Genomic DNA, 25,615 nt, shown 5'->3' with positions numbered 1-25,615 from the left:
CACCGCGAACGGCACAGTCCGGCTCAGCGCAGCTGGCTGCCCGGTGCCGCGCACCAGGACACCGGCAGGTCCTTCACCGCCGTGCCCCAGCCCTGCTCCGGCGCCTTCGCATCGAGCGTGAAGTGCAGGCGCGGGCCCTGCTGCAGGCGGTTCCAGTCCAGCCATACCGGTGCATGCGCCTGGCCGTCGACCTGCACGCCCTGCACATATTGCAGGCGTCGGCCATCGGCGCCCGGCGCCTCGATGCGCAGGGTCCGGCCATTGCCCATGTCCACTTCCACCTTGCTGAAGCGCGGGGTGTGCAGCAGGAACTGGCCGCTGCCCGGCACCGCCGGGTACACGCCGATGGCGCTGAACAGGTACCAGGCCGACATCGTGCCGAGGTCATCGTTGCCGGTCACGCCGTTGGGGGCATTGGTGAACAACTGCTGCGCGGCACGCACCACGGCGGCGGTCTTCCACGGCTGGCCGATCAGCGTGTACAGCCACGGCGAATGCAGGTCCGGCTCGTTGTTCGGGTTGTAGCGGAACTGGTTGTAGTAGCTGTAGGGCCCGACCACCCACTCCTTGCGGGCGGCGTTGAGCGGGTCGGCCTGCAGCGCATCCATCGCGAAGAATGCATCCAGGCGGCGGCCGGCCTGCTCGCGGCCGTCCATCGCTTCGACCAGGCCCGGCACGTCCTGCTGCGCCAGCCACTGGTACTGCCACGCCGTGCCCTCATGGAAGCCATGGTGCGAACGCGGGCTGTAGTGGCCATCGGCCGGCGTGTACCACTGGCCATCCTCGGTACGCGGCCGCGGGAAACCGGTGAAGCCGGTCTCGGCGTCGCGCACCTGCGGGTCCCACACCTTGCGCCAGTTGCGGCCGCGCTCACGCAGCGTCGCCGCATCCTGCGCATGGCCCAGGCCGTCGGCCATCTGCGAGAGCGCGCAGTCGGCCAGCGCGTATTCCAGCGTGGCCGAACCGCCGTGATGCGGATCAACGTCCATGCCCTTGGACGGGAACGCGCGGTCGTAGACCACATAGCCCTTGTCCAGGTAGGTCGGGTTGCCGGAACGGCCGGCCATGCGCGAGTTCAGCGGCGGCCTGCCGAAGGCATTGCGGCGCAGCGCATCCCAGGCCTGCGATTCACGACCCTTGAGTGCACCGAAGCGCCACAGGTCGACCATGAACGGCGTGACCGGATCGCCGGTCATGATGTTGGTCTCGAAGTTGGCATAGCCCCAGCGCGGCAGCCAACCGCCCTGCTCGTCGATCGCCAGCAGGGTACGGCCGATGTCGCGCGCCACGTCCGGGCGGGTCAGTGCCAGCCACTGGTTCTGCGCCCGGTAGGTATCCCACAGCGAGAAGTACTCGTAGTAGGTCCAGCCGTCGGCACGGTGGATGCCATCGTCATAGCCGCGGTAGCGGCCGTCGGCGTCGTTGCCGGTCATCGGCTGCAGCAGCGCGTGGTAGACCGCGCTGTAGAACACGGCGCGGTCGTCGGCGTTGCCCCCCTGCACGCGCACCCGGCCCAGCTGCTCGCGCCAGGACTGCTGGGACAGCACGCGCATCCGGTCGAAACCAAGCAACGACCCACCCTGCATGCCCTCCGCGCGCAGGTTGGTGCGCGCGCCTTCGGCGTCCACGTGCGAGATCGCACTGACCGCTGTCACCGACTGGCCCTTGGCCAGGTCGAAGCTGAGCCAGGCACCGTTGGGCTTCTGCTCGCCTTCCATGCTGTGGCGTGCACCCGGCAGGCCACCGCCCTCGCCCCAGGTGCCATGCGCCTTGAACGGGCGGTCGAACTCGATGCGGAACCAGGTGGTGTACTGATGGCCGCCGCAGAAACTCTTGGTGACCAGCTTGCCTTCAACCACGCGGTCGCCGACCACATCGACCACGCTGCCGATCACCGAGTGGCGTTCGTTGGCCTGGCCGACGTTGACCAGCACGTGGCCATCGCCCTGGCGCTGGCTGAAGGTATAGCGCTCGGCTGCGGCGCGCGTACGCGCAGTGGCCTCGGCATCGATGCCGCCGTAACTGGTCAGCCGCACCTTGTAATAGCCGGCCTGGCCGACCTCGCCGTCATGGGTGTACGACGAGGCATACGCCTTGTGGTCGAACTGCTTGGCATTGCCGGTATCGAAATCGCCGCCCGGGCCGATCGAACCGGTCACCGGCAGCACCGACACCTGGCCACCCTGCTCCCAGCAGCCGGCGCCGGAAATGAACGAATGGCCGAAGCCACGGATCTTCTCGTCGTCGTAGCGCCAGCCCGAATAGTGGCTGCCGATCGGGCTGACCTGGATCAGGCCGAACGGCGCCGACGCGCCCGGGAACGTATTGCCATCGTCCTTGCTGCCGATGAAGGTATTGACCTCGCGTTCCAGCGCGGCCGGTGCGGCCTGCAGCAGCACCGGCACTGACGACAGCGCGAGCAGGCAGGCCAGGCGCACCAGCGGGCGCGAGGACAATGGGACGGCGGGAGCGGACGGCACTGGACGCATGTCGGGTTCCTGTAGTCGATGACGCGGAGGCAGACGGCCAGGGCCATCCGGCACCGTTCCGCTGAGCCCCGCCTCGACTGGCAGAGAGCTCCCCCTGGAATGACGCCCGACCCACCAGACCGTGAATTTAGATCGATTCAAGTAGAGCATGCAGGTTCAGCCGAATGCATTCTGCGGCGCAGCATGAGAGGGGTGTTCGGCAGGGCTGCGCCCTGCACCTGCTACGAGCTGGAGCAACGGCAACAGCAACAGCAAAAGCCGGCTATCCGTGGGATGGCGGGGCGGGTCCGGTTGCGGGGAACGCCGTAAATACGTCCATGTAGGCTCGGTCGCCGCATCCATGCGGCTCACGCCCCCGCAACCGGACCCACCCCGCCTTCGACAGATTTCCGCGATCTGCAACGGATCCACGCCATGCGTGGATCAATCTCTGTCGGATATCGAAATCAATCAGGGGTCAGATCCGTTTTCCAACGGAAAACGGATCTGACCCCAAGCCATTCCCCATGCCGTCCCCAGGACCCATCCAACCGTCACCGGGAAACTGTCGAAGGCAGGGCGGTGTCGGATTGCGGGGTGTCCGCGGCATGGATGCCGCGGCCAAGCCCCCATGGACGGGTTTACGGCGTCCCCGCAATCCGACACCGCCCTGCCCAACCCACAGACAACCCAGAGCCGCTTTGGCTTTGGCTTTGGCTTTGGCTTTGGCTTCGGCTTCGGCTTTGGCTTCGGCTCTTGCCGGCCAGCGGCCGGCACTACCGCAGGTGCAGGGCGCCGCCCTGCCGGCCCACCCTCCCCTGCGCACGAAAACGATTTCACTGATTTCAGCAAACCGTCATCCCTTCGCCACGCCAGTACCATATTGCGGAGCAGCATGCGCCCACGGGCGACCCATGCTAAAAATCGCCCGCCCATCGCTTAGATCGATCCAAGACGACGCTGCGATGGCCGGGAGTTGGGGGAGCAGCAACAGGACGTACCAGGCCACGCGCGCGGTGCTACTGCCACTGCATGGCGACAGCGACAAAGTCACTTCAAATTAGATCGATTCAAGTTGTCCGTGCCACGTCACCGGATCAATCCAGGAGAGAGGGAGAGATGGGAATGAAGCATTCAACACGCACGCATGGCCAGGACGCACTGGCGTTGGCCATCGCGCTGGCATTGGCCGCCGCCGTCATTCCGGCTGGCGCCGCCGCGCAGCAGGCCACGTCCACCGGCGCACAGGATGCCACCACGCTGGACAGCGTCCAGGTCACCGGCTACCGCTACGCCATTGAAAAGAGCCTTGAGCAGAAGCGCGATGCCAACGCGGTGGTCGAAGTGATCACCGCCGAAGACGTCGGCAAGTTCCCCGACAAGAACGTCGCCGACGCACTGCAGCGCGTACCCGGCGTCGTCATCACCCGCAGCGGTGGTGAGGGCAAGAGTGTCAGCGTGCGCGGCCTTGCGCCGGACCTGACCCTGACCCAGTTGAACGGAAACTTCGTCGCCTCCTCGGAAACCAACAACGAAGCGACCCGCTCCTTCAACTACACCCTGCTGCCGTCGAACATGCTGTCCAGCGCCGAGCTGTTCAAGTCGCCGGAAGCGCGCATCGACGAAGGCGGCATCGGCGGCACGGTCATCCTGCATACCCGGCGCCCGCTCGACATGGAATCCAACTCCGGCTACGTGAACCTGGAGGGCACCACCTCCGACACCAGCCACGATGTCGATCCGCAGGTGTCGGCGCTGTACTCATGGCACAGCAAGGATGAGCGCTTCGGCGTGCTGGTCGGCGTGACCCAGCAGAACCGCACCACCCGCACCATGGAAGCCAGCACCGAGGACTACCAGTGGTACGGCAACGGCACCACGGCCCGCGATGCCAACGGCAATCTGCTGGAACAGGATGGCATTCATTACTGGTGGGGCCAGTCCGGCTTCAACAACCAGGCCGGCAAGAACTACAGCGAGTTCTTCATGCCGACCTCGGTGAACTTCGCAGTGAAGGAAGAGAAGCGCGAGCGCAAGGGCGGGCAGCTGACCTTCCAGTTCAAGCCGGTCGACAACGTTACGATGACGGCCAACTACTTCCGCTTCGAACTGCAGGGCGACTACACGCAGAACATGCTGAAGGTGCCGGAGTGGAACCTGGCCCGTTACAACCAGGACGGCAACTGGGCCGGCGGCCGCCTGCTCAACGGCCTGGACTTCGACCCGAGTGGCAGCATCGTTACTGGCGCGCAGTACCAGAAGCTGGCGGGAAAGACCTACTACTGCAGCGAGGATGAAGCGGCGGCCGCCGGCCTCAAGCCCGGCGGCTGGGGCCCGGACGACTGCACCATCCCCACCCCGCAGCTCACCGGCGGCTACAGCAAGGAGAAGGCGCTGTCGCAGACCGCTGACCTGACCATCGACTGGGACATCAGCCCGCTGTGGAAGGCCTCGTTCACCGGTGGCCGCACCTGGTCCGAAGGTGGCCCGTCGATGAACTTCCGCATGTCGGCCAAGCCGCGTCGCAAGGTCGGCAACCAGTGGCAGTCCGGCAACCAGTACACCGCGTGGGACCTCACCGGCACGCCGTCGGTGCAGTTCTCGCCGGACCTGCAGCAGCAGTTGATGGCTGGCGTCGCGGAAGTCGATACCGGTTCGACCGACTCGTCGTGGATGCAGACGGAGGTCAAGCAGAACTACTTCCAGGCAGACGTCACCAAACTGTTCGAGGCCGGCTGGCTGGACTCGATCCAGTTCGGTGCCAAGTACCGCGATGGCAAGGTCCACCGCAATACCGGCAACACCTACTGGGTATGCCCGGGGCTGGACCCGTCCGACTATGACAACAATCGCTACCAGGCCGGTTGCGATCCGACCGCAGGCGATGCGCAGCCGGGCTTCTTCCTGTCCAACCCGATCAGCAACATCACCGGCGCCTTCAACGCCAACGTGTTCCCGGGCATCAACTACCCGGCCTACATCGATTACCTGAACAAGACCTACGGCGGCTCGCACAATCGTACCGAGGAAGACTTCGTCTACGACGTCAACGAAAAGATCTACTCCGGATACTTCCAGGCCAACTTCCGCACCGAGCGCGTCCGCGGCAACATCGGCGTGCGCGTGGTGCGCACCAAGCAGTTCGCCCAGTCCAGCGATTCGGTCGAGCGCTTCAACGATTACTTCGTCGACAACGCCAGCGGCGCGCCGATGAGCTGCGATGATCCGGCCGCCGATCCGAACCTGCGCTGCCAGGGCGGCTTCGTCCGCCTCCCTGACCCCCAGGTGCGCGACAAGGTGTACGCCCTGTCGTCGCTGGAAAAGACCTATACCGACGTGCTGCCCAGCTTCAACATCGCCTGGGACATCACCGATAACCTGGTGCTGCGCGGCGCGGCATCGAAGGTGGTCGCGCGCCCGAGCTACACCAGCATCGCCTACCCTGGCGGCCTGCGTTACATCAGCGAGGAGTACGCCAACGATCGCCGTGTCACCGGCGGCACCGACACGCCCGGCTGGTACGGCTCGGGCAGCAACAAGGCGCTGGAGCCCTTCAAGGCGGTCCAGTTCGACCTTGGCCTGGAGTGGTACTTCAAGCCGGGCGCGGTCGCAGGTGTTTCGCTGTTCCGCAAGAACGTGGACAACTTCACCGTGCCGGTGGTGCGCGACCAGCAGATGAATGTCGGTGGGCAGTCGGTGACCGTGCAGAAGTACGAGACACAGGCCAACGGCCGCGATGGCGTGTCGCAGGGCGTGGAACTGTATGGCCAGTACACGTTCGACTTCGGTCTGGGTGTGCAGGCCAACTACACCTACAACGACACCAACCTGGCCTCGATCGTGCTGGACGGCGAGGAAATCGGCTCATCGCCGCTGGTCGGCAGTGCCAAGAACCAGGCCAACGTGACCGTGTTCTACGAGAACGACAAGTTCCTGGCACGTGCTTCGTACAACCGGCGTGGCGAAGTGGTCGGCGGACTGAACAATGGCATGACCACCTACACCAAGCCGTACAGCCAGCTTGACCTGAACGTGGCCTACAACCTCACCCCGGACTGGACGGTCACGGCTGCCGTGCTGAACGCCACCAAGTCCGAGCTGCGCAGCTACATCGGCAACGACAGCCAGGCCCGCCTGCTGTCCAACCTGTACGCCGGCCGCCAGCTGTATTTCGGCGTGAACTGGAAGTTCTAGGCCCGTACCGGGTTGCCCGGGCCCGCCCCGGCGCAACCCGCGCTCCGCCCTGGCGGGGACGATCCTCCACGGCAGCCGCGCTGGTACAGGTGGCTGCCGTTTTTTGTCCGCGCCTTGTCCGTCGTTCAGCCCGGCGCTTGACCCTGCCATCGTTGGAAGGTGCACACTGGCCCTACCCCAAGAGCACCCAAGGAGCTACAGATGGAATTCCATGTCGATGGCATGACCTGCGGCGGCTGCGCGCGCAGCGTGACCCGCGCGATCCAGCAGATCGATCCGAACGCCAGCGTGGTGGCCGACCCACCGACCGGCCTGGTCAAGGTGCAGACCACCGCGTCGCAGGAACAGGTGTTCGCCGCGGTGAACGATGCCGGTTTCCCGCCGCGCAGCGCCTGATCCCCTGCCCGGCATCCACAACGAAGCCCGCCCCGTGCTCTGTCACAGGGCGGGCTTTTCAGTGCATGCGATATCGATTCAATGCTTCTGTACGCGTCGCCGCACCGCGCCGGTCTTCGCGGTATCGCCCGGCACCGGCGTCTCATCGTCCTCACCCAGCCGCTGCAGGATCGGGCATTCCGGGCGCTCGTCGCCCGCACAGCAACTGATCAGCGATTTCAGCGTGTCGGCCATCTGCCGCATGTGCTCGATGCGCTGTTCCAGATCGGCAATATGCTGTTCGGCCAGATGCTTGACGTCGGCACTGTGCCGCGAGGTGTCGTTCCAGAGACCGAGCAAATCGGTGATCTCGGCCACCTGGAAGCCGAGATCGCGTGCGCGGCGGATGAATCGCAGGCGGTGGATGTCCGCCTGCGAATACGCCCGGTAACCCGATTCGGTGCGATCGGCCGCGGGGATCAGGCCGATCTGCTCGTAGTAGCGGATCATCTTCGCCGACACGCTGGAGGCCTTGGCGGCTTCACCGATGTTCATGCGGATCTCCTTCAGTGGGTGGCAACGGCGGCATCCGCCATCGGCGGCTGGAAGCGGCGCAGGCGCAGCGCGTTGCCCAGCACGAACACGCTGGACAGCGCCATCGCACCGGCCGCGAACACCGGCGACAGCAGCACGCCCCAGACCGGGTACAGCACGCCGGCCGCTACCGGGATCAACGCGGTGTTGTAGGCGAATGCCCAGAACAGGTTCTGCCGGATGTTGCCCAGCGTCGCCTTCGACAGCGCGATGGCATTCGGCACACCCTGCAGGTTGCCCGACATCAGCACCACATCGGCCGACTCCACCGCGATATCGGTGCCGGTACCGATGGCCAGGCCAACATCGGCTTCAGCCAGTGCCGGCGCATCGTTGATGCCATCGCCGACGAAGGCGACGTTGCCATGCGTGGCCTTCAGCCTGCGCACTGCCTCGACCTTGCCTTCCGGCAGCACCTCGGCCACCACTTCATCGATGCCGAGCTGGCGTGCGATCGCCTGCGCGGTACCGGCATTGTCACCGGTGATCATCGCCACCTTCAGGCCGAGCTGATGCAGCGCCGCGATCGCCGCCGGGGTGCTCGGCTTGATCGGATCGGACACTGCGATGATCGCGGCCAGTCGACCATCGACGGCGGCATACAGCGGCGATTTCCCCTGCGTGCCCAGCTGTGCAGCCAGTACGGCAAACACAGCGATGTCCACGCCGAGGTCGCGCATGAAACGATCGGCACCGACTTCCACCCGCGCACCATCAACATTGGCACGCACGCCCATGCCGGTGACCGACTCGAAATCGACCATCGACGGCTGCGCGATGCCCTGCTCGGTGGCTGCGTCGACGATGGCGCGGGCGATCGGATGCTCCGAGCGCGATTCCACTGCGGCCACTGCCGCCAGCACGGCGCTGCGATCGAAACCGCCGGTGATCTCGAAGTCGGTCAGGCGCGGGCGACCTTCGGTCAGCGTGCCGGTCTTGTCCACCGCCACCACCTGCGCGTCCTTCAGCAGCTGCAGTGCCTCGCCCTTGCGGAACAGGACGCCCATTTCGGCGCCACGGCCGGTACCGACCATGATCGAGGTCGGCGTGGCCAGTCCCATCGCGCAGGGGCAGGCAATGATCAGCACCGCCACCGCGTTGACCAGCGCGAAGCTCAGCGCCGGCGAGGGCCCGAAGACCAACCAGACCACGAAGGTCGCCAGCGCGGCCAGCATCACCGCCGGCACGAACCACAGGGTGACCTTGTCGACCACCGCCTGGATCGGCAGCTTCGAGCCCTGCGCCTGTTCGACCATGCGGATGATCTGCGCCAGCATGGTCTGCGCACCCACCGCCGTCGCGCGTACCGTCAGCGCGCCCTTCTGGTTGACCGTGCCACCCACCACGCTGCTGCCCGGCTGCTTCTCGACCGGGATCGGCTCACCACTGATCATCGACTCATCGATGTAGCTGCGGCCTTCAACCACCTCGCCATCGACCGGCACGCGCTCGCCCGGACGCACTTCCACCACGTCGCCACTCAGCACTTCATTGACCGGGATATCGACCGTGCGGCCGTCACGGATCACATGGGCGACCTTGGCCTGCAGGTTGACCAGGCGTTTGATCGCCTCGGAGGTACGACCCTTGGCCCGCGCCTCAAGGAAGCGGCCGAGCAGGATCAGCGCGACGATCACCGCCGCGGCTTCGTAGTAGACGTTCACCGTGCCCGCCGGCAACAGCTTCGGCAGGAATGTCGCCACCACCGAGTAACCGAAGGCCGCGGCGGTACCCACCGCCACCAGCGAGTTCATGTCCGGCGCACGCCGCAGCAATGCGGGCACGCCCTTCTGGTAGAAACGGCGGCCCGGGATGGCCAGCACCAGCGCGGTCAGCACGAACTGCAGGTACCAGCTGGCCTGCATGCCGATCGTGGACATCACCCATTCGTGCATGCCAGGGATCAGGTGCGAGCCCATTTCCAGCACGAACACCGGCAATGCCAGCGCGGTGGCCAGGATCAGATCGCGCTTCAGTTCCGCACGCTCGGCATCCTTCTTTTCTGCGGCCTCGTCATCGGACTGCACACCCGCCTCGATCACGCGTGCGTCATAGCCGGCCTTGTCGATGGCGGCGACCAGCACCGCAGCATCCGCCACGCCACGCACCGTCGCGCGCTCGGTGGCCAGGTTGACGCTGGCCTGGCTGACGCCGGGCACGGCCAACAGCGCACGTTCAACGCGGCCCACGCAGGACGCGCAGGTCATGCCCTCGACCGACAACTCGATGGTACCGGCCGGCACGTCATAGCCCACCCGCTCCACCGCCTGGATCAGCGCCGCGCGATCGACCGGACCCGATGGACGGATGTCCGCCCGCTCGGTGGCCAGGTTCACCGAGACACTGCCCACGCCTTCGACCCTGGACAGTGCTGCTTCGACCCTGCCCACGCAGCTGGCGCAGGTCATGCCCTCGATGGGCAGGCTGATGGTGGAGGGGCTGGCGGGGGCGGCAGCGGCGCGCGGCGTGCTCATGATCGGATTCCCGGGATTCCTTCTGGAGGCGGACAGGCTAAACCTTGCCATCGTGGGAAGGTCAAATCCAGCCTGTCCGCATTTCCTGAATGGGCAACCGGATATCCATATCCACGCATGGCGTGGATCTACCGGCGGAGGTGGCCTCCTCAGAAGGTGAACACATACTCCAACGCGAACTCGCGGCCGACCGCACCCAGCAACCGGGTCGGGGCGAAGTCGTAATCCAGCTTGTACGGGTCCTTGTGGTTCCAGCTGGCCGAATTGAACACGTTGTTGACGTAGACATTGACCTTGGCGTGCTCGGTCACCTGGTAGCCCACGTTGAAGTTCCAGGTGATGAACGGTCCGACCCGGCCGAAGTAGCGCGAGGTCTGCTGGCCGGCATTGGGGTTCGGGTTCACCGAACCATCCGGCAGCCGCGCCGGCTCCAGGCAGTTCAGCGACGGGCTGTCACTGGGCACGTAGCCATCGGCGAACGGCAGGCAGCCACCGGGGTTGTCCAGGCGATCGGTGCCCCAGTGGTAGCGCACGCCCGGCACCGAACCGATGCGGTCGGCATAGACGTTGGCGTTCCAGTTGCCGCGCTGCCAGGCCAGGCTCGCGCGCAGCTTGCTGCGCAGGTCGCGATCGCGGCGTTCCGGATTCGGGTCGGCGGCGTAGCGCTGTTCCTTGGTCGAGATCTGGTTGGTGTAGTTCACCCCCAGCTGGAAGCTGCCCCACTGGGCGGTCTCCAGCCGGTAGCGTGCGGTCAGGTCGATGCCGCGCACCTCGCGGCTGGCCAGGTTGAACGGGCCGCGCTCGATCGAGACCAGGCGACCGTTGCTGTCACGGTTCACGCGGGCCAGGATGCCGGCGCAGTACTCGCCACCGGCCGGGTTGGCCCACGGCGTACCGTCCATGTTCTTGCCGGTCAGGCAGCCGGCTTCGCTGGCCAGCACCTCATCGGCGCCGACGTCGACGATCATGTCTTCCAGCTTGATCGCCCAGTAGTCGGCACTGACCGACAGATTGGGCATCACATCCCAGACGAAGCCGACCGTCCACGAATCGCCGGTTTCCGAACGCAGCAGCGGCGTGCCACGCCGGTTCACGTCAAAGGTGTACCAGACATCGGTATTGCCTACGCCGCAGTTGTTGACCAGGTAGGCACCGCTCTGGATGCAGCGCAGGCGGTCATAGGTCTGCACTTCCGAACTGCTCGGCTGGCCCAGCAGGTAATGCATGTCCGGCGCATGGAAGCTGGTGGCGTACGAGCCACGCACCAGCAGCGATTCGACCGGGCGCCATTCCAGGCCGACGTTCCAGGTGGTTTCCTTCTGGCTGCCGATGTCCAGCGCTTCGCCGCTGTTGTCAGCCTTGTAGTTGCCATAGCGGTCGTAGCGCGCGGCCGCAGTGGCGGTGACGCTGTCCAGCAGCGGGATCTTGAACTCGACACCAGCCGAATAGCGGGTGCGCTCGCCGCCACCGCGATCGACGTTCTGCAGGTCGAAATCGATGCCAGCGCGCGGGTCGGGGCTGAGGTGATAGCCCTGCTGCGCGACTTCGGCCACGGCGGCGAACGAGATCGGGCCGGCCCAGCCCTGGAACAGTTCGCCGGTGATATCCGCCGAGGCCTGGTTGACCCAGGACGTTGCGCGATTCTTCGCGACGGTGCCCATCTGCCAGTACTGGTCCGGCGTCAGCGGATTCCACCAGCGCGATTCGTCCAGTGCATAGATCGCCTCGCCATCGGCGGTGGTGCCCAGCTTCGGTCCCAGGAAGTAGTCGTACGACTTCTGCTTGTCGACCACGTTCTGCCGTTCCTCCACCCGGTAATACGAGCGCCCCACCGTAGCGCTCCAGTCAAAGCGGTCGGCGAGGCGGCCACGCAGGCCGGCGCTCCAGTCCCAGGACAGTTCGCGGTTGGTGTTGCGCAGCGTATCCAGGCCGCCGACTTCGTTCGGGGTGAACTGGCGCACGCCGAGGATCGGGCGGTTGCGGTTGGCATCCCAGTAGTAGCCGTTGTCATCGTCGATCAGCGACACGCTGGGCGGATTGGTGCCCCAGATCGCTTCAGATCGGTACACCGCCAGGTTGGTCCAGGCCTGCAGGTCATTGCTGAAATCGAAGGTGGCATACAGGTTGCCGGACACGTTCTCGGCACCGCCGGTGAGCAGCCAGTTGGTGTAGTCGGCGCTCATGCCACACAGGCGGCCGGTGTTGGTGATGGTGTTGGCGGCGTAGTTGTAGACCAGTCGATCGGCGGTGTAGTACTCGCCGTTGAACTTCTCGCAGGTGCCGGCGGGCGGCGCCAGGCGCTGGCCGGTGGTCGGATCGATCAGCGCCAGGCCTGCAGTGGGACGGAAGCCGACCTTGCGCTGCTCCATGTTCCAGGACGCGTACGGTGCATCGTCGGCATCGTCCATCTGCGGGCGATCACGCCCGAACAGCGGATCGCGCTTGGTGTACTGCAGCGCGTAGGTCACGCTCCAGTTGTCGCCGGTCTTGCCGCCGGCCCAGGACAGGTCCCAGGTATCGCGCCCGCCCTCGGTGGAGGTACCACCACGCACGCGCACTTCGTCGCCGTCGTAGTTGGTTTTCAGGATGACGTTGACCACGCCGGCGATCGCATCGGAGCCATAGATGGCCGAGGCACCACCGGTCAGCACTTCGATGCGTTCCACCGCCGCAGCCGGAATGTTGCCGTAGTTGGAGAAGTTGGTTTCGCCGCCATAGGGCAGCGGGTAGTCGGCCACGCGACGGCCGTTGACCAGCAGCAGCGAACGGTTCGGGCCCATCCCGCGCAGGTTCAGGCCGCTGGCATTGGGCGTGTGCGAGCCCCATTGCGAAGCAGCTTCGACGGTGCCAGTCGCTTCGGTGAGGGTCTTCAGCGCGTCGTACACGCTGACGAAGCCTTCCTTCTGGATCTGCGCGGCGGTGATCACGTTGACCGGCGCCGGGCCTTCGACGCCGGCGCGCTTGATGCGCGAGCCGGTGACGGTGACCGCGTCGAGATCCTTGGTGGACGAACTCGCGGCTTCCTGCGCGCTGGCCGCCAGGGGCAACAGGGCCAGGAGCAGGGCCTGGGACAGCAGGTGACGACGCTTGCGGACGATCTGAGCCATGGGTGGTTGCTCTTCGAAAGTGTGGACGCACGGGATGGGTGGTGGCGCGGCACTACGACGGATCCCGGCGCCTGGATCGGTTCAGGACCGATGCGGCACCTCCCCTGTGGATCGATCCAAACTAAAGCACAGCTGAACCACGCCCGGCATGCGGCAACGCAGCAACGTCCGGCGGAATGCCGCTATCGGCTGCCGGTATCCAGAACAATCAAAGGGTTGCGAAACATCGCTGAGAGAACAGCGCACGAAGTGATGACACGATTGCGACAGACGCGCGCGGAACGGTTTTGTCCGAGGGCGGTCCGCGTACCGGGTCGGATCCCTTCGCAGAAGGGCTCCGACCACGGGCTTGCGATCAGGCGTCCAGCGCTTGCCGCAGGGCGGCCACGGTCGCGGTGGCGGTCTGGTTCCAGTCCGGGTCCAGGCCGCGCAGCGCCGGGTTCTGGAACTGCATCGCCGAGCGGCGCAGGCCCTTGGCCGAGGCGTGCAGTTCGGTGCAGCCGGTCTGCCGTGCGACGGTTGCGATGTTGCCCGGGGCCAATCCGGCGCCGGCCATCACCGCGATACGCCCCGCCGCCTGGCTGACCAGGCGTGCCAGCACATCGGCACCGGCCTCGGCGCTGACCTGGCCGCCCGAGGTCAGCACGCGCTGGCAACCCAGCCCGATCACCTGCTCCAGCGCCGCCGGCAGATCGCGGGCGGCATCGAAGGCACGGTGGAAGGTCACCTGCAACGGCCCGGCAGCCTGCACCAGCTCGCGGCACAGCGCCAGATCGATCCCGCCCTGCACATCCAGCGCGCCGATCACCACGCCATCGCAGCCCAGCGCGCGGCACTGCGCGATGTCACGCAGCATCAGTTCGGTTTCCAGCGCGTCGTAGTGGAAGTCGCCCGGGCGCGGCCGCACCAGCACGAACAGCGGAATCGACAGGCGTTCGCGGGCGATCGCGATGCTGGCGAACGACGGCGTGGTGCCGCCCTCGGCCAGGTTGTCGAACAGCTCGATGCGGTCGGCGCCGCCAGCCTGCGCGGCCAGCGCCGAGGCCAGCGAGTTGCTGGCGATCTCCAGGGTCCGCCGCCTGCTCACGCCTGGGTGCTCGTGTAGATCGACGGCGAATCACGCAGGTCATCCTGGCGCCGCGCATCGCACACCGCATAGACGAAGCCACGATGCAGCGCGTAGGCGCCCACCTCGCCCTGCTTGTTCATGGCCAGGAAGCACACCTGCAGTGTCTTGCTCGCTTCGGGGCGCTTGCGCACCACGCGGTCGATCGCTTCGCGGCAGGCCTGCGCCGGCGAGCGGCCCTGGCGCATCAGCTCGACCACCAGGAACGAGGCGGCGTTGCGGATCATCTCCTCGCCCACGCCCGAGGCAGTGGCCGCGCCCACTTCGTTGTCGACGTACAGGCCAGCACCGATGATCGGACTGTCGCCGACCCGACCGTGCAGTTTCCACGCCATGCCGCTGGTGGTGCAGGCACCGGCCAGATGGCCCTTGGCATCCAGTGCCAGCATGCCGATAGTGTCGTGGTTGTCGCTGTTGCCGGGAATACCACGGCGCTCGGCGTTGATCTGCGGCTGGTACTTCTCGGTCTTCAGCCACTCGCGCCAGGCGACTTCAGCCTGCGGCGTCAGCAGGTGCCTGCGCTCGAAACCCTGCTGCACCGCGAACTGCTGCGCGCCCTCGCCCACCAGCAGCACGTGCGGACTGTTCTCCATCACTTTGCGGGCCACCGACACCGGATGCAGGATGTCGACCAGCGCGGCCACTGCACCACAACGGCCATCGCCGTCCATGATGCTCGCGTCCAGGCTCAGCACGCCGTCGCGATCCGGTTTGCCGCAATGGCCGACGGTGGGGTTGCACAGCTCGCTCTCGGCCCAGCGTGCACCCGCCTCCACCGCATCCAGCGCGCTGCCACCCTGTGCCAGCACCTTCCATGCGGCCTGGTTGGCCGGTACGCCGAAGTCCCAGGTGGAGACCACCCGGGCCCCACCCAGCGTGCGCGCCTGCACGCCCGGCAAAGCTGCCATGCCTGCGGCCAGTGCACCGGCCTGCAGGAACTGCCTGCGATCCACCATCTTCCCCTCCCAGTCTGCAATGCACGGCCGGCCCGATGCCGGCCCTGCCGATCAGTCGTGCGTGGGCTGCCGTGCGGCGTGCCAGACCGCTGCACCGAGCACGCCCAGCTGGCCATGCTCAACGCGCCACACCGGCACCTGGCGCAGCACCTCGGTCAGCACGCCCTTGTTGAGGAAGCGCTCACGGAAGCGGCCATCGGCCAGGAAATCCTGCACATGCGCGGAAATGCCACCGGCCAGGTACACCGAGCGCGCGCCGACGGCGATCGCCGCGTCGCCAGCCAGGCTGCCCAGCCAGGCACAGAACACCTGCAGCGTTTCCACCGCCAGTGCATCCTCGCCGCCACGCGCGGCGCCGATCAGCGCCTCCGTACTGGTCCACACCGGGGCGACGCCGCGCAATTCGCACAGGCACGGATACAGGTTCATCAGGCCGCTGCCGGACAGCACCCGTTCGTTGTCCACGTGCGGCCAGCGCTGCAGCAGCTTGCCCAGCACCTGCAGTTCCAGCGCGTTGCCGGCGCCGAGCGCGGCATGGCCGATCTCACTGGCCAGCACCGGCCGCTCGCCGTCGGCGAAGCGCAATGCCGCGCCCAGGCCGGTACCTGCACCCAGCACCAGCGCCGGGAAGGCCTGCGCCGGATCGGCGTCGCCGTTCAGTGGCACCAGGGTTTCCGGCTGCAGGTACGGGATGGCCAGCGCCACCGCTTCGAAATCATTGATCAGCTGCAGCTCGTGCAGCCCGGACTGCGCGCGGGTGGCCGACAGCGAAACCGTCCACGGAAGGTTCGAGTTGATCAGCACATCGCCATCGAGCAGACCGGCGATGGCGACCACCGCGGTCTGCACCGGCTGGCCGAGGCCGGCAGTGAAATCGGCCAGGATCGCGGCCAGGCTGGAATGCTCGGCACAGGCATAGGTGCGATGGCTGCCCAGCAGCGGCGCATGGCCGGATCGGGTTTCAGCCAGTGCGAGGCGGGCAAAGGTGCCGCCGACATCGGCGACCACCAGATGGCGCGGAAGACCGCCGCGGGCGGAGTCGGAGGAAACCGGGGACGCTGCTGCGATGGTCACGCTGGCCTGCTTGGATCGATTGAATCGCCCCGATTCTCAGGCATCGGGGCGGCTTTGCCTAGCGCGCCGATGGTTCAGGTTGGCCTACATGCCTTCCTGTTCGGCCACCTGCACCCCATCCACCAGCACGCGCAGGCGCTGCGGGCGGAAGCCGGCGAACAACAGCGGCCGGGTGCGCTCGACCAGCACTTCGTGGCCGGCGATGTGGCGCAGCCACGACTGTACCAGCGAGAACGAGAAATGCGTGCCCGGATGCAGCGGGTGCTGCACCCAGACCTTCTCGGTGGCGCTCTGCAGCAGCATCGCGCCGGTGAACCAGTGGCGGCTGAGGGTCACCGGCGTGGTGCCGGCCATGAAGCGGATATCCATGCGGGGTCCTTTCGCTGGAGCAGTGACGCGGAGGTCAGGGCTGGGCAGTCTGCAGGCTGTAGCTGGTGGTGGCGGTGAACACCGCACCGTCGGGCTGGGTGGAGCGTACCTCGACCTTGTGGCCGCCCACCGCCAGATCGGTCGGCAGCGCGCCCCGCCACAGGTGCGGCGACGCAGTGGCCTCCGGCGAGCGGTCGTAGCCGCGCAGGCCGTTGGCCAGATCATCGGCCACGTTCTCCACCATCAGGCGCGGATCGGGCTGGCTGACCTGCTTCATCGGCTGCCAGGCGCCGCCATCGACGCGGTACTCGACCACGCTGGCGTCCTCACCCATGTAGACGTTGGCGTAGACACCCCACGCCGGATAGGCCCCCTGGCGCAGTACCTTCGGCGCATGCAGGCCGATCTGCTCGCTGGCCGGCTTGCCGGCCACGCGGTACTGCAGGCGATAGCTGCCGTTGCCGGCCACGTCGAGCAATGCGTAGCCCTTCGGCGTGCCGTCGCTCATGGTGCTGTCCGGCACGCCGGCGGCATTCTTCACGCCCGACCAGAACGCACCGCAGTTGGCACCGACGTTGTATTCGTGCAGCGGCTTGTCGCCGTTCCAGCCCTCGGCCTTGCCGTGGTAGACGTGCTGCTGGGTGTGGCTGTGGCCGCTGAGCACCAGTACGTTGCGGAAGTCCTTCAGCAGGTCGAACAGGCGCTGGCGGTCGGCGTGGCGGAAGGTCTCGCGCCCCGGCGCGGCGTCGAACAGCGGGATGTGCATGCCCAGCACCAGCAGGCGGTCCTTGTGCAGGCCCTTCAAATAGCTGGCCAGGAAAGCGAACTGGTCTTCGCGCAGGCCACCAACGTACTTCGGCTTGGCCTTGGGGTCGTACACCACGTCGTCCAGGAACACGAAACTGGCGCCACCCTCCTCCACCGCGTAGGTGTCCGGGCCGTAGATGTTGCGCCAGCTGTCCAGCGAATGCTCATCGCTGGCGGCATCGAAGTCGAGGTCGTGGTTGCCCGGCACGTGGAACCACGGCACGCCAAGCTGGGTAGTGACCTTGTTGATCGCCGGGTACAGGGCCAGGTCGTCGTTGACGATGTCGCCCAGGGTGGTGCCCATGCGCGCCTTGGTCTGGCCGACCAGCGGCGCCACGATCGACTGCTGGTAGTAGCCGATGTCCTTCAGGCTGGCGGTCTGCGAATCGGTGAACACCAGCATCTGGAAACCACGGCGGCTGTCATGGCGATCCGACTGCAGGGCGAAATCCCAGTTGCGGGTGACATCGCTGGTGGCGGCGATGCCACCGTACTTCAGCGCCGGCGAGCCGTTCGGGCGGTAATGGCGCCAGAACGAGGGCAGGCCATCGACCGCCTTCGGGAACGAATACGCATCGGGCTTGATCACGAATACGGTCTGGCCATCGCGCACCGGCAGGCTGTAGCTGCCGTCGGCGGCGGTCTTGACGATGGTCTCGCCGTTGGAGACCTGCACCCCGGCCAGGCCCGGATCGGTCGCGCCGCGCCCCGGCCGGCCGTCGCGCTCCAGATAGACCTTGCCGGTGACCACGGCGTCCGCGGCCCAGGCCGGCGAGGTCAGCAACAGGCAGCACAGCCAGGCGGCAGGCAGTTTCATGGGCGGTCCGGGAAAGAAAGACCGCCTATTGTAGATTCCGTTGATGACATCGCGCACGCGGTGGCGCATGGCCGGTAGTGCCGGCCGCTGGCCGGCAACTTCATGATCGTCGGGCATCGGCTGGTTGCTGGCCGACGGCCGCCACTACCGCACCTCAACGATGGCGCTTTTCCAGCACCGCCCGTGCATCATCCAGCGACAGTCCGCGCGCGCGCAGCAGCACCAGCAGGTGGTACAGCAGGTCCGAGGCCTCGCCGAGCAGCGCCTCGTCATCCTGCGCCACTGCCGCCAGGGCGGTCTCCACGCCCTCCTCGCCCACCTTCTGCGCGATGCGGCGGATACCGCCCTCGAACAGGCTGGTCGTATAGCTGCCCGGCGGACGCTGCGCCTCGCGCATCGCCACCAGCTGGCCCAGCCCGCCCAGGAAGTCCTTCGGTGCCTGGTCGAAACAGCTCTCGGCACCGGTATGGCAGGTCGGACCGGCCGGCCGTGCCATCACCAGCAACGTATCGGCATCGCAGTCGACGCTGATCGACTGCACCACCAGCACGTTGCCGGACTGCTCACCCTTGGTCCACAACCGTTGCTTGCTGCGGCTGAAGAAAGTCATGTGGCCGATGGCCAGCGTGGCCGCCAGCGACTCTGCACTGACATAGCCCAGCATCAGCACCTGCAGGGTATCGGCATCCTGCACCACCGCCGGCAGCAGGCCGTCACCCTTGGCCCAGTCCAGCGCCTGCAATGCATCCAATGACGGCCTGACTTCAATAGACATCCCGCACCTCGATCTGCTGTCCGCGCAGGTAGCGCTTCAATTCTGGAATGGCGATGGCGCCGCTGTGGAACACGCTGGCGGCCAGCGCGCCGTCGACGTCAGCCTGGTCGAAGGCTTCGGCGAAGTGCTCCATCGCACCGGCACCGCCAGAGGCGATCAACGGTACCTGGCACAGTGCCCGTGCCTGTTGCAGCTGCACGACATCGTAGCCACGCCGCACGCCATCGCTGTCCATGCAGTTCAGCACGATCTCACCGGCGCCCCGCCGTTGCGCCTCGACAATCCAGTCCAGGGTGCGCAGTGGCACCGCCTGGGTCTTGTCCGGGTCTCCGCTGAAACGGCGCACCCGCCACTGGCCATCCGCTTCGCGCACCGAATCGACACCGACCACCACGCATTGCACGCCGAACTCGTCGGCCAGTTCAGTGATCAGTTCGGGACGGCCCAGCGCAGGCGAGTTGATCGACACCTTGTCGGCACCGGCAAACAGCACGCGGCGCGCGGTTTCCACGCTGTCGATGCCACCGGCCACGCAGAACGGAATGTCGATCAGCCGCGCGATGCGCTCGATCCAGGCAACGTCGACCGAACGCGCCTCGGGGCTGGCGCCGATGTCATAGAACACCAGCTCGTCCGCCCCCTGGTCGCGATAGCGCTGCGCCAGCTCGGCGATGTCGCCCATGTCGACGTGGTCGCGGAAGCGCACGCCCTTGACCACGCGGCCATCGCGCACGTCCAGGCAGGGAATGATGCGGCGGCTCAACATGCCAGCGCCTCCGCCAGGTCCATGCGCTGCTCCAGCAGTGCCTTGCCGAGAATCGCACCACCGCAGCCGGCGGCACGGGCCTCGGCCACATCGGCTACGTCACGGATGCCTCCGGACGCCTGCACCGCCACACCCGGCAACAAGCCGGACAGGTGCCGATAGAGGTCGATATTGGGCCCGGCCAGCATGCCGTCACGGGCGATGTCGGTGCACAGCAGGTGGCGCATGCCGGCGCGCGCGTAGCGCTGGGCCAGGTCATCCAGGGTCACTCCGGCATTCTCGGTCCAGCCGTGCACCGGCAATTGCCACAGCCCCTGTGCGTCCTGGCGCGCGTCCAGCGCAATCGTGATGCGATCAGCGCCGAACTCCTCCAGCCAGCCGACCACTTCATCGGGACGACGCACCGCCAGCGAGCCCACCACTACGCGGCCCGCGCCGGCATCGAGGATGCGCGCCACATCGTCGCGGCCACGCACGCCACCGCCGGTCTGCACCTGCAGCGGCGTCTGCGCTCGGATCGCCGCCAGCAGCGGCGCCAGCGTGTAGCCACCGGCACGCGCCGCATCCAGGTCGACCAGATGCATCCACTGCGCGCCCTGTGCGGCGAAGGCCTGTGCGCGCGGCAGCGGATCGTCGCCATACGAGGTTTCCTGCGCGTAGTCGCCCTGGCGCAGCCGCACCACGCGGCCGTCGCGGATATCCAGCGCGGGATAGACGATGAAACTCATGCAGCAGTGCCCTCGAGGAAGTTGCGCAGCATCAGCGAGCCGGTCTCGCCGGAGCGCTCGGGATGGAACTGTGCGCCGTAGTAGCGCCCCTGCTCCACCACAGCGGTGAACAGGCCACCGTGGTCGCAGGCAGCGACAGTGTGGGTATTGAGCGGCGCCGCATAGCTGTGCACGAAGTAGGCGCTGGCGCGCTCCGGCACACTGCGCAGCAGCAGCGATTCGCGCAGCGGCAGCAGGCGGTTCCAGCCCATGTGCGGCACGCGGATGCCACAGGCCGGCACCAGCTTGCGCACCACGCCAGGAATCAGCCCCAGTGTCTCCACACCCGCTTCCTCGGAGCGTTCGAACAGCAGCTGCATGCCGAGGCAGATACCCATCAACGGCACCTCCAGTCGCTGCAGCGGTTCCACCAGGCCCTGCGCGTGCAGGCGCTGCATGCCGGGACCGGCGGCGCCGACGCCGGGCAGGATCACCCGCTGCGCACCGATCAGACCGTCCGCATCGCGCACCAGCCGCACCGTCGCACCCAGGCGCTCCAATGCGTAGCGCACCGAGCCCAGGTTGGCGCCACCGGCATCGATCAGCGCAACGTCGCTCACAGCGCCCCCTTGGTGGAAGGCAGCGCCGTGCCCTGCCGGGCCAGCGCCGGACGCAGCGCGCGGGCCAGCGCCTTGAAGCAGGCCTCGACCTTGTGGTGATCGTTGTCGCCACGCACTTGCAGGTTGAGGTTCAGGCCGCTGGCATCGCACAGCGAGCGGAAGAAATGCGGCACCAGCTCGGTAGGCATGTCGCCCACGCGCTCGCGCTTGAACTCGCCCTCGAACACAAAGTAGGGGCGGCCGCTGAAATCCAGTGCGGCGCTGGCCAGCGTCTCGTCCATCGGCAGGGTGAAGCCGTAGCGGCCAATGCCGCGCTTGTCGCCCAGCGCCTCGCGCAGGGCCTGGCCCAGGGCCAGCCCGGTGTCCTCGATGGTGTGGTGCTCGTCGATGTGCAGGTCACCTTCGGCCCGGATGTCCAGCGCGAAGCCGCCATGCTTGCCGATCTGCTCCAGCATGTGGTCGAAGAACGGCAGTCCGGTGGAGATGCGTGCATCGCCCGCGCGATCCAGGTCCAGTTCGACGCGGATCTTCGTTTCTTTCGTATTGCGCTGGACCACGGCGGTACGCGGCGCGTCGGCCAGCGCGTGGGCGATGCCCGGCCAGTTCCACTCGCCCCCAAACTGTTCGGTGCGCAGCTGGAAACCACGGATGTTGAGGTTGTCGGCGAACTGCAGGTCGGTGATGCGGTCCCCAACCATGCCCGAACGCGCCCAGTCGATGCTGCGGTCCTGCAGGTAGGCGGTCATCAGGCCGATGCCCGGTTTGCGGGTCGGCGCATTGTCCTGCGGCCAGCTGCAATCGATCAGCACGTCACGGAAGGTGATGCCCTGGCTCTCGAAGATCTGCAGCATCAGCTCGTTGGGGCCATCGAAGCTGGCACGCGGGTAGCTGTCGCTGCCCAGGCCATCCTGGTTGGTGACGATCACGAACTGGTAGCCGGCATCCCGCAGCTTCAGCAGCGCCGGGATCACCTGCGGCACGAAGCGCAGCTTCTCGTAGGCGTCGATCTGGAAATCGGACGGTTCCTCGATGAGGGTGCCGTCGCGGTCGATGAACAGGATCGGGGTCATGCTGCGGCCCTCCGCGCCGACAGGGCCACAAGCACGCGGTCATTCTCTTCGGGGCTGCCGATACTGATGCGCAGTGCATCGCCCAGCTGCGGCGCAGCGCGCTGGTCGCGCACCACCACGCCCGCAGCCAGCAGCGTATCGAACGCGGCCTGGGCATCGGCGAAGCGGACCAGCAGGTAGTTGCCGGCCGAGCGGTACACGCGACGAACGCCGGGCAGGCCCGGCAGCGCCGCGAACAGGCGTTCGCGCTCGGCGATGACCGTGGCCACGCGCTCGGCGGTGCGTGCCAGTGCGGCCGGCTGCAGTGCCTGCACGGCCAGTTCCGCGCACGGGGTTGGCACCGGATACGGCGCCTGGCAGCGGCGCAGCACAGCAATCAGCTCCGGCGCCGCGATCAGCGTTCCAATGCGGGCAGCCGCGAGCGCGTGTGCCTTCGACAGCGTGCGCAGCACCGCCAGGTTGGCGTGCGCGGCCAGCAACGTGGTCGCCGACGGGCGCTGCGCGTACTCGACATAGGCCTCGTCCACCACCACCAGCGCTTGCCCGCGCAGCGCAACCGCCACGCGTTCGACCTCGCCCAGGGCGATGTCACTGCCGGCCGGGTTCGACGGTGCGCACAGGAACACCAGCTTGGCATTGCGCGCCTTGGCGGTGTCGATCACCGCATCCAGGTCGGCGCGCAGGCCGTCCTCGCTGTCCACCAGCGGCACTTCAATCAATGCAGCCCCCTGCAGGCGTGCGCAGACGGCGTACATGCCGAACACCGGCGGCGTGACCAGCACGCCATCGCGGCCCGGCACGCACAGCGCGCGCACCAGCAGATCAATGGCTTCGTCGCTGCCGCGACCGATCAGCAGCTGCGGCGGCGTCACGCCGTACAGCGCCGCCAGGCCCTCACGCAACGCCAACGGCTGCGGTTCGGGATAGCGCCGGCTGTTGCCCGCCACGTCAGCCGGATTGGCCCAGGCCGACTCGTTGGCGTTCAACCAGACCTCGCCCTGCACCGCCGCACTGCGCGCCGAGCTGTAGCCGGCGAACGCCTGCAGGTCCGGACGCACCAGGGCCAGCACATCATCGATAGCCGCGCTCATGCTGCCACCTCCATGCGCACTGCGACCGCACGTTCGTGTGCATCCAGGCCTTCGGCGCTGGCGATGATGCGCGCGCAGCCGCCAATCGCTGCCAGGCCGGCGGCGCTGGCGCTCTGCACGCTGATCAGGTTCTGGAAGCTGGCCACGCTGACGCCACTGTAGGCACGTGCGGCACCCGCGGTGGGCAGCACGTGGTTGGTGCCGCTGCAGTAGTCGCCCAGTGCCTCGGGGGTGTAGTCACCCAGGAACACCGAGCCGGCCGCCTGCACCTTGTCCAGCCACGCACGCGGATCACGCAACGCCAGGATCAGGTGCTCTGGTGCATAGCGATTGCTGATCGTGAAGGCTTCGTCCAACGAATCGACCTGGATCAGCCGCGAGGCCGACAGCGCCTGGCGTGCGATCTGCTGGCGCGGCAGCAAGGCCACCTGGCGCTCGACTTCAGCCTCGACCGCCGCCAGCATCGCGGCATCGTCGGTCAGCAGCAGCACCTGCGAATCCGGGCCGTGCTCGGCCTGCGACAGCAGGTCAGCGGCGACGAACGCCGGATTGGCGCCAGCATCGGCAATCACCAGCACTTCGGAGGGACCGGCCGGCATGTCGATGGCGGCGGCGCCGTCCTGTGCGACCTGCTGCTTGGCTTCGGTGACGAAGCTGTTGCCGGGCCCGAACAGCTTGTCGCAGGCCGGAATACTGGCAGTGCCATAGGCCATCGCGGCGATCGCCTGCGCGCCGCCCAGCTTGAACACGCGCTGCACGCCGGTCAGCCGCGCGGCCACCAGCACCGCCGGATCTGCGCTGCCATCGGCGCGCGGCGGCGTGCACAGCACCACCTGCGGGCAGCCGGCCAGCTGCGCCGGAACACCCAGCATCAGCGCGGTGGACGGCAGCGGTGCACTGCCCGCCGGCACATACAGGCCCACCCGGCCGATCGGACGCAGCATGCGTTCGCAGACCACGCCCGGCGCGGTTTCCACCGCATAGCCCGTACCCATGCCGGCGGCATGGAATCGGGCGATGCGTTCGGCCGCTTCCACCATGGCCTGGCGCAGCTCGGCGGGGACGGCGGCTTCGGCCGCTGCGAACTCGGCTCCGCTCACTTCAAAGGACAACAGCTCGACACCATCGAAGCGTGCGGTGATCGCACGCAGCGCGTCGTCGCCCTGTGCGCACACCTGTGCAATCAGCGTTGCCACCGCGTCGCGGGTCTGCTGCGCCACGGTCTGCACCGGGCGGGTCAGCGCCGCGCTGCGCGCGGCCTCATCAAGTCGGGACCAGATCAGACGGTTCATGCCAGCGACCGCTCCACGCTCAGTACCATCAGGCCCTGTGCGCCGGCGCGCTCGAGTTCTTCCATGCGCTGCCAGCTCAGCGGGCCGGGGCACATGGTCTGCAGGCGCAGCGCGCCGCCATCGGCCGGCAGCCGCACCAGCGGCTCGGCATCGGCCAGCAGCTGCGACAGCGCGTCGAGGCGATCCTCGCTTGCACGGAACATCAGCAGCTTGCGGTCCTGGCGCTGCACCACGCCATCGAGGCGGCGCAGCAGCATCGCGCGCAGCGATGCACGCGCATCATCCGGCACGCGCACCGCGCCGGCCAGCACCGCCTCGCTGTCGAGCAGGTTGTGCACCGGGGTCAGCTGGTTGGCGCGCAGGGTGGCGCCGCTGGAGACCAGATCGCAGATCAGGTCGGCGGTGCCCAGGCGCGGGGCGATTTCCACCGAACCGGACAGCTCGACCACCTGTGCGTCCACGCCCTGCTCGGCCAGCCACTGCTTGAGGATGGCCGGGTAGCTGGTGGCGATGCGGGTGCCGGCCAGCTGCGCCGGACCCTGCCACTGCCATTCCTCGGGCACCGCCAGCATCAGCCGGCACTGGCCGAAGCCCAGGCCGCGCAGCGCCTGGTAGGCGTCAGGCAGGCCGATCTGACGGCGTGCCGCGGCCTGTTCGTCCAGCTCGTTGCGACCGACGATGCCGAGGTCGCAGACGCCGTCGGCGATCAACCCGGGGATGTCGTCGTCGCGCACCAGCAACAGGTCCACCGGCAGCGATTCGCCGTAGCAGAACAACTTGTCACGGCTTTCGCGCCAGCTCAGGCCACAGGCGCTGAGCAGGTTGCGGGCGGGCTCGGCCAGCCGGCCACTCTTCTGGATGGCGATACGCAGCCGGTCTCGTGCCGGCGCTGCCTGGGTTGCACTCATGGGGGAGGTCTCGAAGTTCGGAACG

The 25,615-nt window shown here is 67.2% G+C and carries 19 protein-coding genes; 2 read left to right on the top strand and 17 right to left on the bottom strand.

The features are described from left to right. Positions 1 to 23 precede the first annotated feature (23 nt). Complete coding sequence (locus tag EGM71_RS09320) at positions 24 to 2,489, bottom strand: GH92 family glycosyl hydrolase (protein ID WP_188489383.1); 2,466 nt, start codon at positions 2,487 to 2,489, stop codon at positions 24 to 26. Between the two features lie 1,098 nt (positions 2,490 to 3,587). Between EGM71_RS09320 and EGM71_RS09315 the strand changes: the two genes are divergently transcribed. Together EGM71_RS09315 and EGM71_RS09310 are read left to right on the top strand one after the other, a co-directional pair. Continuing rightward, on the top strand, positions 3,588 to 6,662 hold the full coding sequence (locus tag EGM71_RS09315; protein ID WP_188489381.1) for a TonB-dependent receptor: 3,075 nt from the start codon (positions 3,588 to 3,590) through the stop codon (positions 6,660 to 6,662). A gap of 201 nt (positions 6,663 to 6,863) precedes the next feature. Next, a complete protein-coding gene (locus EGM71_RS09310) occupies positions 6,864 to 7,058 on the top strand; it encodes a heavy-metal-associated domain-containing protein (protein ID WP_049444910.1) in 195 nt (64 codons plus the stop codon). A gap of 78 nt (positions 7,059 to 7,136) precedes the next feature. Here the strand turns inward: EGM71_RS09310 and cueR are convergent, their stop codons facing one another. The 16 genes from cueR to hisG all read right to left on the bottom strand — a co-directional run bounded on the left by cueR (position 7,137) and on the right by hisG (position 25,590). After that, positions 7,137 to 7,592 (bottom strand): Cu(I)-responsive transcriptional regulator, encoded by a 456-nt coding sequence (gene cueR / locus EGM71_RS09305; RefSeq protein ID WP_188489379.1) that lies wholly within the window; start codon positions 7,590 to 7,592, stop codon positions 7,137 to 7,139. A gap of 11 nt (positions 7,593 to 7,603) precedes the next feature. Continuing rightward, complete coding sequence (locus tag EGM71_RS09300; protein ID WP_188489377.1) at positions 7,604 to 10,105, bottom strand: heavy metal translocating P-type ATPase; 2,502 nt, start codon at positions 10,103 to 10,105, stop codon at positions 7,604 to 7,606. 149 nt (positions 10,106 to 10,254) lie between these two features. After that, positions 10,255 to 13,212, bottom strand: a complete 2,958-nt coding sequence (locus EGM71_RS09295; RefSeq protein WP_188489375.1) for a TonB-dependent receptor plug domain-containing protein — start codon at positions 13,210 to 13,212, stop codon at positions 10,255 to 10,257. Between the two features lie 355 nt (positions 13,213 to 13,567). Continuing rightward, positions 13,568 to 14,299 (bottom strand): copper homeostasis protein CutC, encoded by a 732-nt coding sequence (locus EGM71_RS09290; protein ID WP_188489373.1) that lies wholly within the window; start codon positions 14,297 to 14,299, stop codon positions 13,568 to 13,570. Beyond that, positions 14,296 to 15,294, bottom strand: a complete 999-nt coding sequence (locus EGM71_RS09285; RefSeq protein ID WP_188489371.1) for a N(4)-(beta-N-acetylglucosaminyl)-L-asparaginase — start codon at positions 15,292 to 15,294, stop codon at positions 14,296 to 14,298. Before EGM71_RS09285 ends, EGM71_RS09290 begins: the two co-directional genes overlap by 4 nt. A gap of 51 nt (positions 15,295 to 15,345) precedes the next feature. Further along, positions 15,346 to 16,368, bottom strand: coding sequence for a glucokinase (locus EGM71_RS09280; RefSeq protein WP_188489370.1), 1,023 nt, complete (start codon positions 16,366 to 16,368; stop codon positions 15,346 to 15,348). A gap of 84 nt (positions 16,369 to 16,452) precedes the next feature. Further along, positions 16,453 to 16,737: a hypothetical protein gene (locus EGM71_RS09275; protein ID WP_005409434.1), complete on the bottom strand. Its 285-nt coding sequence runs from the start codon at positions 16,735 to 16,737 to the stop codon at positions 16,453 to 16,455. A gap of 34 nt (positions 16,738 to 16,771) precedes the next feature. Further along, complete coding sequence (locus EGM71_RS09270; RefSeq protein ID WP_188489368.1) at positions 16,772 to 18,361, bottom strand: calcineurin-like phosphoesterase C-terminal domain-containing protein; 1,590 nt, start codon at positions 18,359 to 18,361, stop codon at positions 16,772 to 16,774. Between the two features lie 154 nt (positions 18,362 to 18,515). Then, a complete protein-coding gene (gene hisIE / locus EGM71_RS09265; RefSeq protein WP_005409432.1) occupies positions 18,516 to 19,136 on the bottom strand; it encodes a bifunctional phosphoribosyl-AMP cyclohydrolase/phosphoribosyl-ATP diphosphatase HisIE in 621 nt (206 codons plus the stop codon). Further along, positions 19,126 to 19,902, bottom strand: a complete 777-nt coding sequence (hisF, locus tag EGM71_RS09260) for an imidazole glycerol phosphate synthase subunit HisF (RefSeq protein WP_005409431.1) — start codon at positions 19,900 to 19,902, stop codon at positions 19,126 to 19,128. The genes hisIE and hisF overlap by 11 nt, the downstream gene beginning before the upstream one ends. Then, positions 19,896 to 20,630: a 1-(5-phosphoribosyl)-5-[(5-phosphoribosylamino)methylideneamino]imidazole-4-carboxamide isomerase gene (gene hisA / locus EGM71_RS09255; protein ID WP_188489366.1), complete on the bottom strand. Its 735-nt coding sequence runs from the start codon at positions 20,628 to 20,630 to the stop codon at positions 19,896 to 19,898. The genes hisF and hisA overlap by 7 nt, the downstream gene beginning before the upstream one ends. Beyond that, positions 20,627 to 21,229, bottom strand: a complete 603-nt coding sequence (hisH, locus tag EGM71_RS09250) for an imidazole glycerol phosphate synthase subunit HisH (protein WP_188489364.1) — start codon at positions 21,227 to 21,229, stop codon at positions 20,627 to 20,629. Before hisH ends, hisA begins: the two co-directional genes overlap by 4 nt. Continuing rightward, a complete protein-coding gene (hisB, locus tag EGM71_RS09245; RefSeq protein WP_188489362.1) occupies positions 21,226 to 22,299 on the bottom strand; it encodes a bifunctional histidinol-phosphatase/imidazoleglycerol-phosphate dehydratase HisB in 1,074 nt (357 codons plus the stop codon). Before hisB ends, hisH begins: the two co-directional genes overlap by 4 nt. Continuing rightward, the gene (hisC, locus tag EGM71_RS09240) at positions 22,296 to 23,390 is read right to left on the bottom strand and encodes a histidinol-phosphate transaminase (RefSeq protein WP_188489360.1); all 1,095 of its coding nucleotides are present in this window, start codon (positions 23,388 to 23,390) and stop codon (positions 22,296 to 22,298) included. The genes hisB and hisC overlap by 4 nt, the downstream gene beginning before the upstream one ends. Beyond that, positions 23,387 to 24,682, bottom strand: coding sequence for a histidinol dehydrogenase (gene hisD / locus EGM71_RS09235; protein ID WP_188489358.1), 1,296 nt, complete (start codon positions 24,680 to 24,682; stop codon positions 23,387 to 23,389). Before hisD ends, hisC begins: the two co-directional genes overlap by 4 nt. Further along, positions 24,679 to 25,590 carry an ATP phosphoribosyltransferase gene (gene hisG / locus EGM71_RS09230; protein ID WP_188489356.1) on the bottom strand — a complete coding sequence of 304 codons (912 nt, stop codon included), beginning with the start codon at positions 25,588 to 25,590 and terminating at the stop codon, positions 24,679 to 24,681. The genes hisD and hisG overlap by 4 nt, the downstream gene beginning before the upstream one ends. Between the last annotated feature and the right edge of the window lie 25 nt (positions 25,591 to 25,615).

Origin of the sequence: Stenotrophomonas maltophilia, from assembly GCF_006970445.1 — a bacterium.
Classification (GTDB): domain Bacteria; phylum Pseudomonadota; class Gammaproteobacteria; order Xanthomonadales; family Xanthomonadaceae; genus Stenotrophomonas; species Stenotrophomonas maltophilia_AU.
This window is presented reverse-complemented; position numbering and strand designations above follow the sequence as displayed.

What these genes read in the sequence shown, in the direction of transcription:
- EGM71_RS09320 (WP_188489383.1), bottom strand. Translation starts at nt 2,489, where the DNA reads ATGCGTCCAGTGCCGTCCGCTCCCGCCGTCCCATTGTCCTCGCGCCCG.
- EGM71_RS09315 (WP_188489381.1), top strand. Translation starts at nt 3,588, where the DNA reads ATGGGAATGAAGCATTCAACACGCACGCATGGCCAGGACGCACTGGCG.
- EGM71_RS09310 (WP_049444910.1), top strand. Translation starts at nt 6,864, where the DNA reads ATGGAATTCCATGTCGATGGCATGACCTGCGGCGGCTGCGCGCGCAGC.
- cueR (WP_188489379.1), bottom strand. Translation starts at nt 7,592, where the DNA reads ATGAACATCGGTGAAGCCGCCAAGGCCTCCAGCGTGTCGGCGAAGATG.
- EGM71_RS09300 (WP_188489377.1), bottom strand. Translation starts at nt 10,105, where the DNA reads ATGAGCACGCCGCGCGCCGCTGCCGCCCCCGCCAGCCCCTCCACCATC.
- EGM71_RS09295 (WP_188489375.1), bottom strand. Translation starts at nt 13,212, where the DNA reads ATGGCTCAGATCGTCCGCAAGCGTCGTCACCTGCTGTCCCAGGCCCTG.
- EGM71_RS09285 (WP_188489371.1), bottom strand. Translation starts at nt 15,294, where the DNA reads ATGGTGGATCGCAGGCAGTTCCTGCAGGCCGGTGCACTGGCCGCAGGC.
- EGM71_RS09275 (WP_005409434.1), bottom strand. Translation starts at nt 16,737, where the DNA reads ATGGATATCCGCTTCATGGCCGGCACCACGCCGGTGACCCTCAGCCGC.
- EGM71_RS09270 (WP_188489368.1), bottom strand. Translation starts at nt 18,361, where the DNA reads ATGAAACTGCCTGCCGCCTGGCTGTGCTGCCTGTTGCTGACCTCGCCG.
- hisIE (WP_005409432.1), bottom strand. Translation starts at nt 19,136, where the DNA reads ATGTCTATTGAAGTCAGGCCGTCATTGGATGCATTGCAGGCGCTGGAC.
- hisF (WP_005409431.1), bottom strand. Translation starts at nt 19,902, where the DNA reads ATGTTGAGCCGCCGCATCATTCCCTGCCTGGACGTGCGCGATGGCCGC.
- hisA (WP_188489366.1), bottom strand. Translation starts at nt 20,630, where the DNA reads ATGAGTTTCATCGTCTATCCCGCGCTGGATATCCGCGACGGCCGCGTG.
- hisB (WP_188489362.1), bottom strand. Translation starts at nt 22,299, where the DNA reads ATGACCCCGATCCTGTTCATCGACCGCGACGGCACCCTCATCGAGGAA.
- hisC (WP_188489360.1), bottom strand. Translation starts at nt 23,390, where the DNA reads ATGAGCGCGGCTATCGATGATGTGCTGGCCCTGGTGCGTCCGGACCTG.
- hisD (WP_188489358.1), bottom strand. Translation starts at nt 24,682, where the DNA reads ATGAACCGTCTGATCTGGTCCCGACTTGATGAGGCCGCGCGCAGCGCG.
- hisG (WP_188489356.1), bottom strand. Translation starts at nt 25,590, where the DNA reads ATGAGTGCAACCCAGGCAGCGCCGGCACGAGACCGGCTGCGTATCGCC.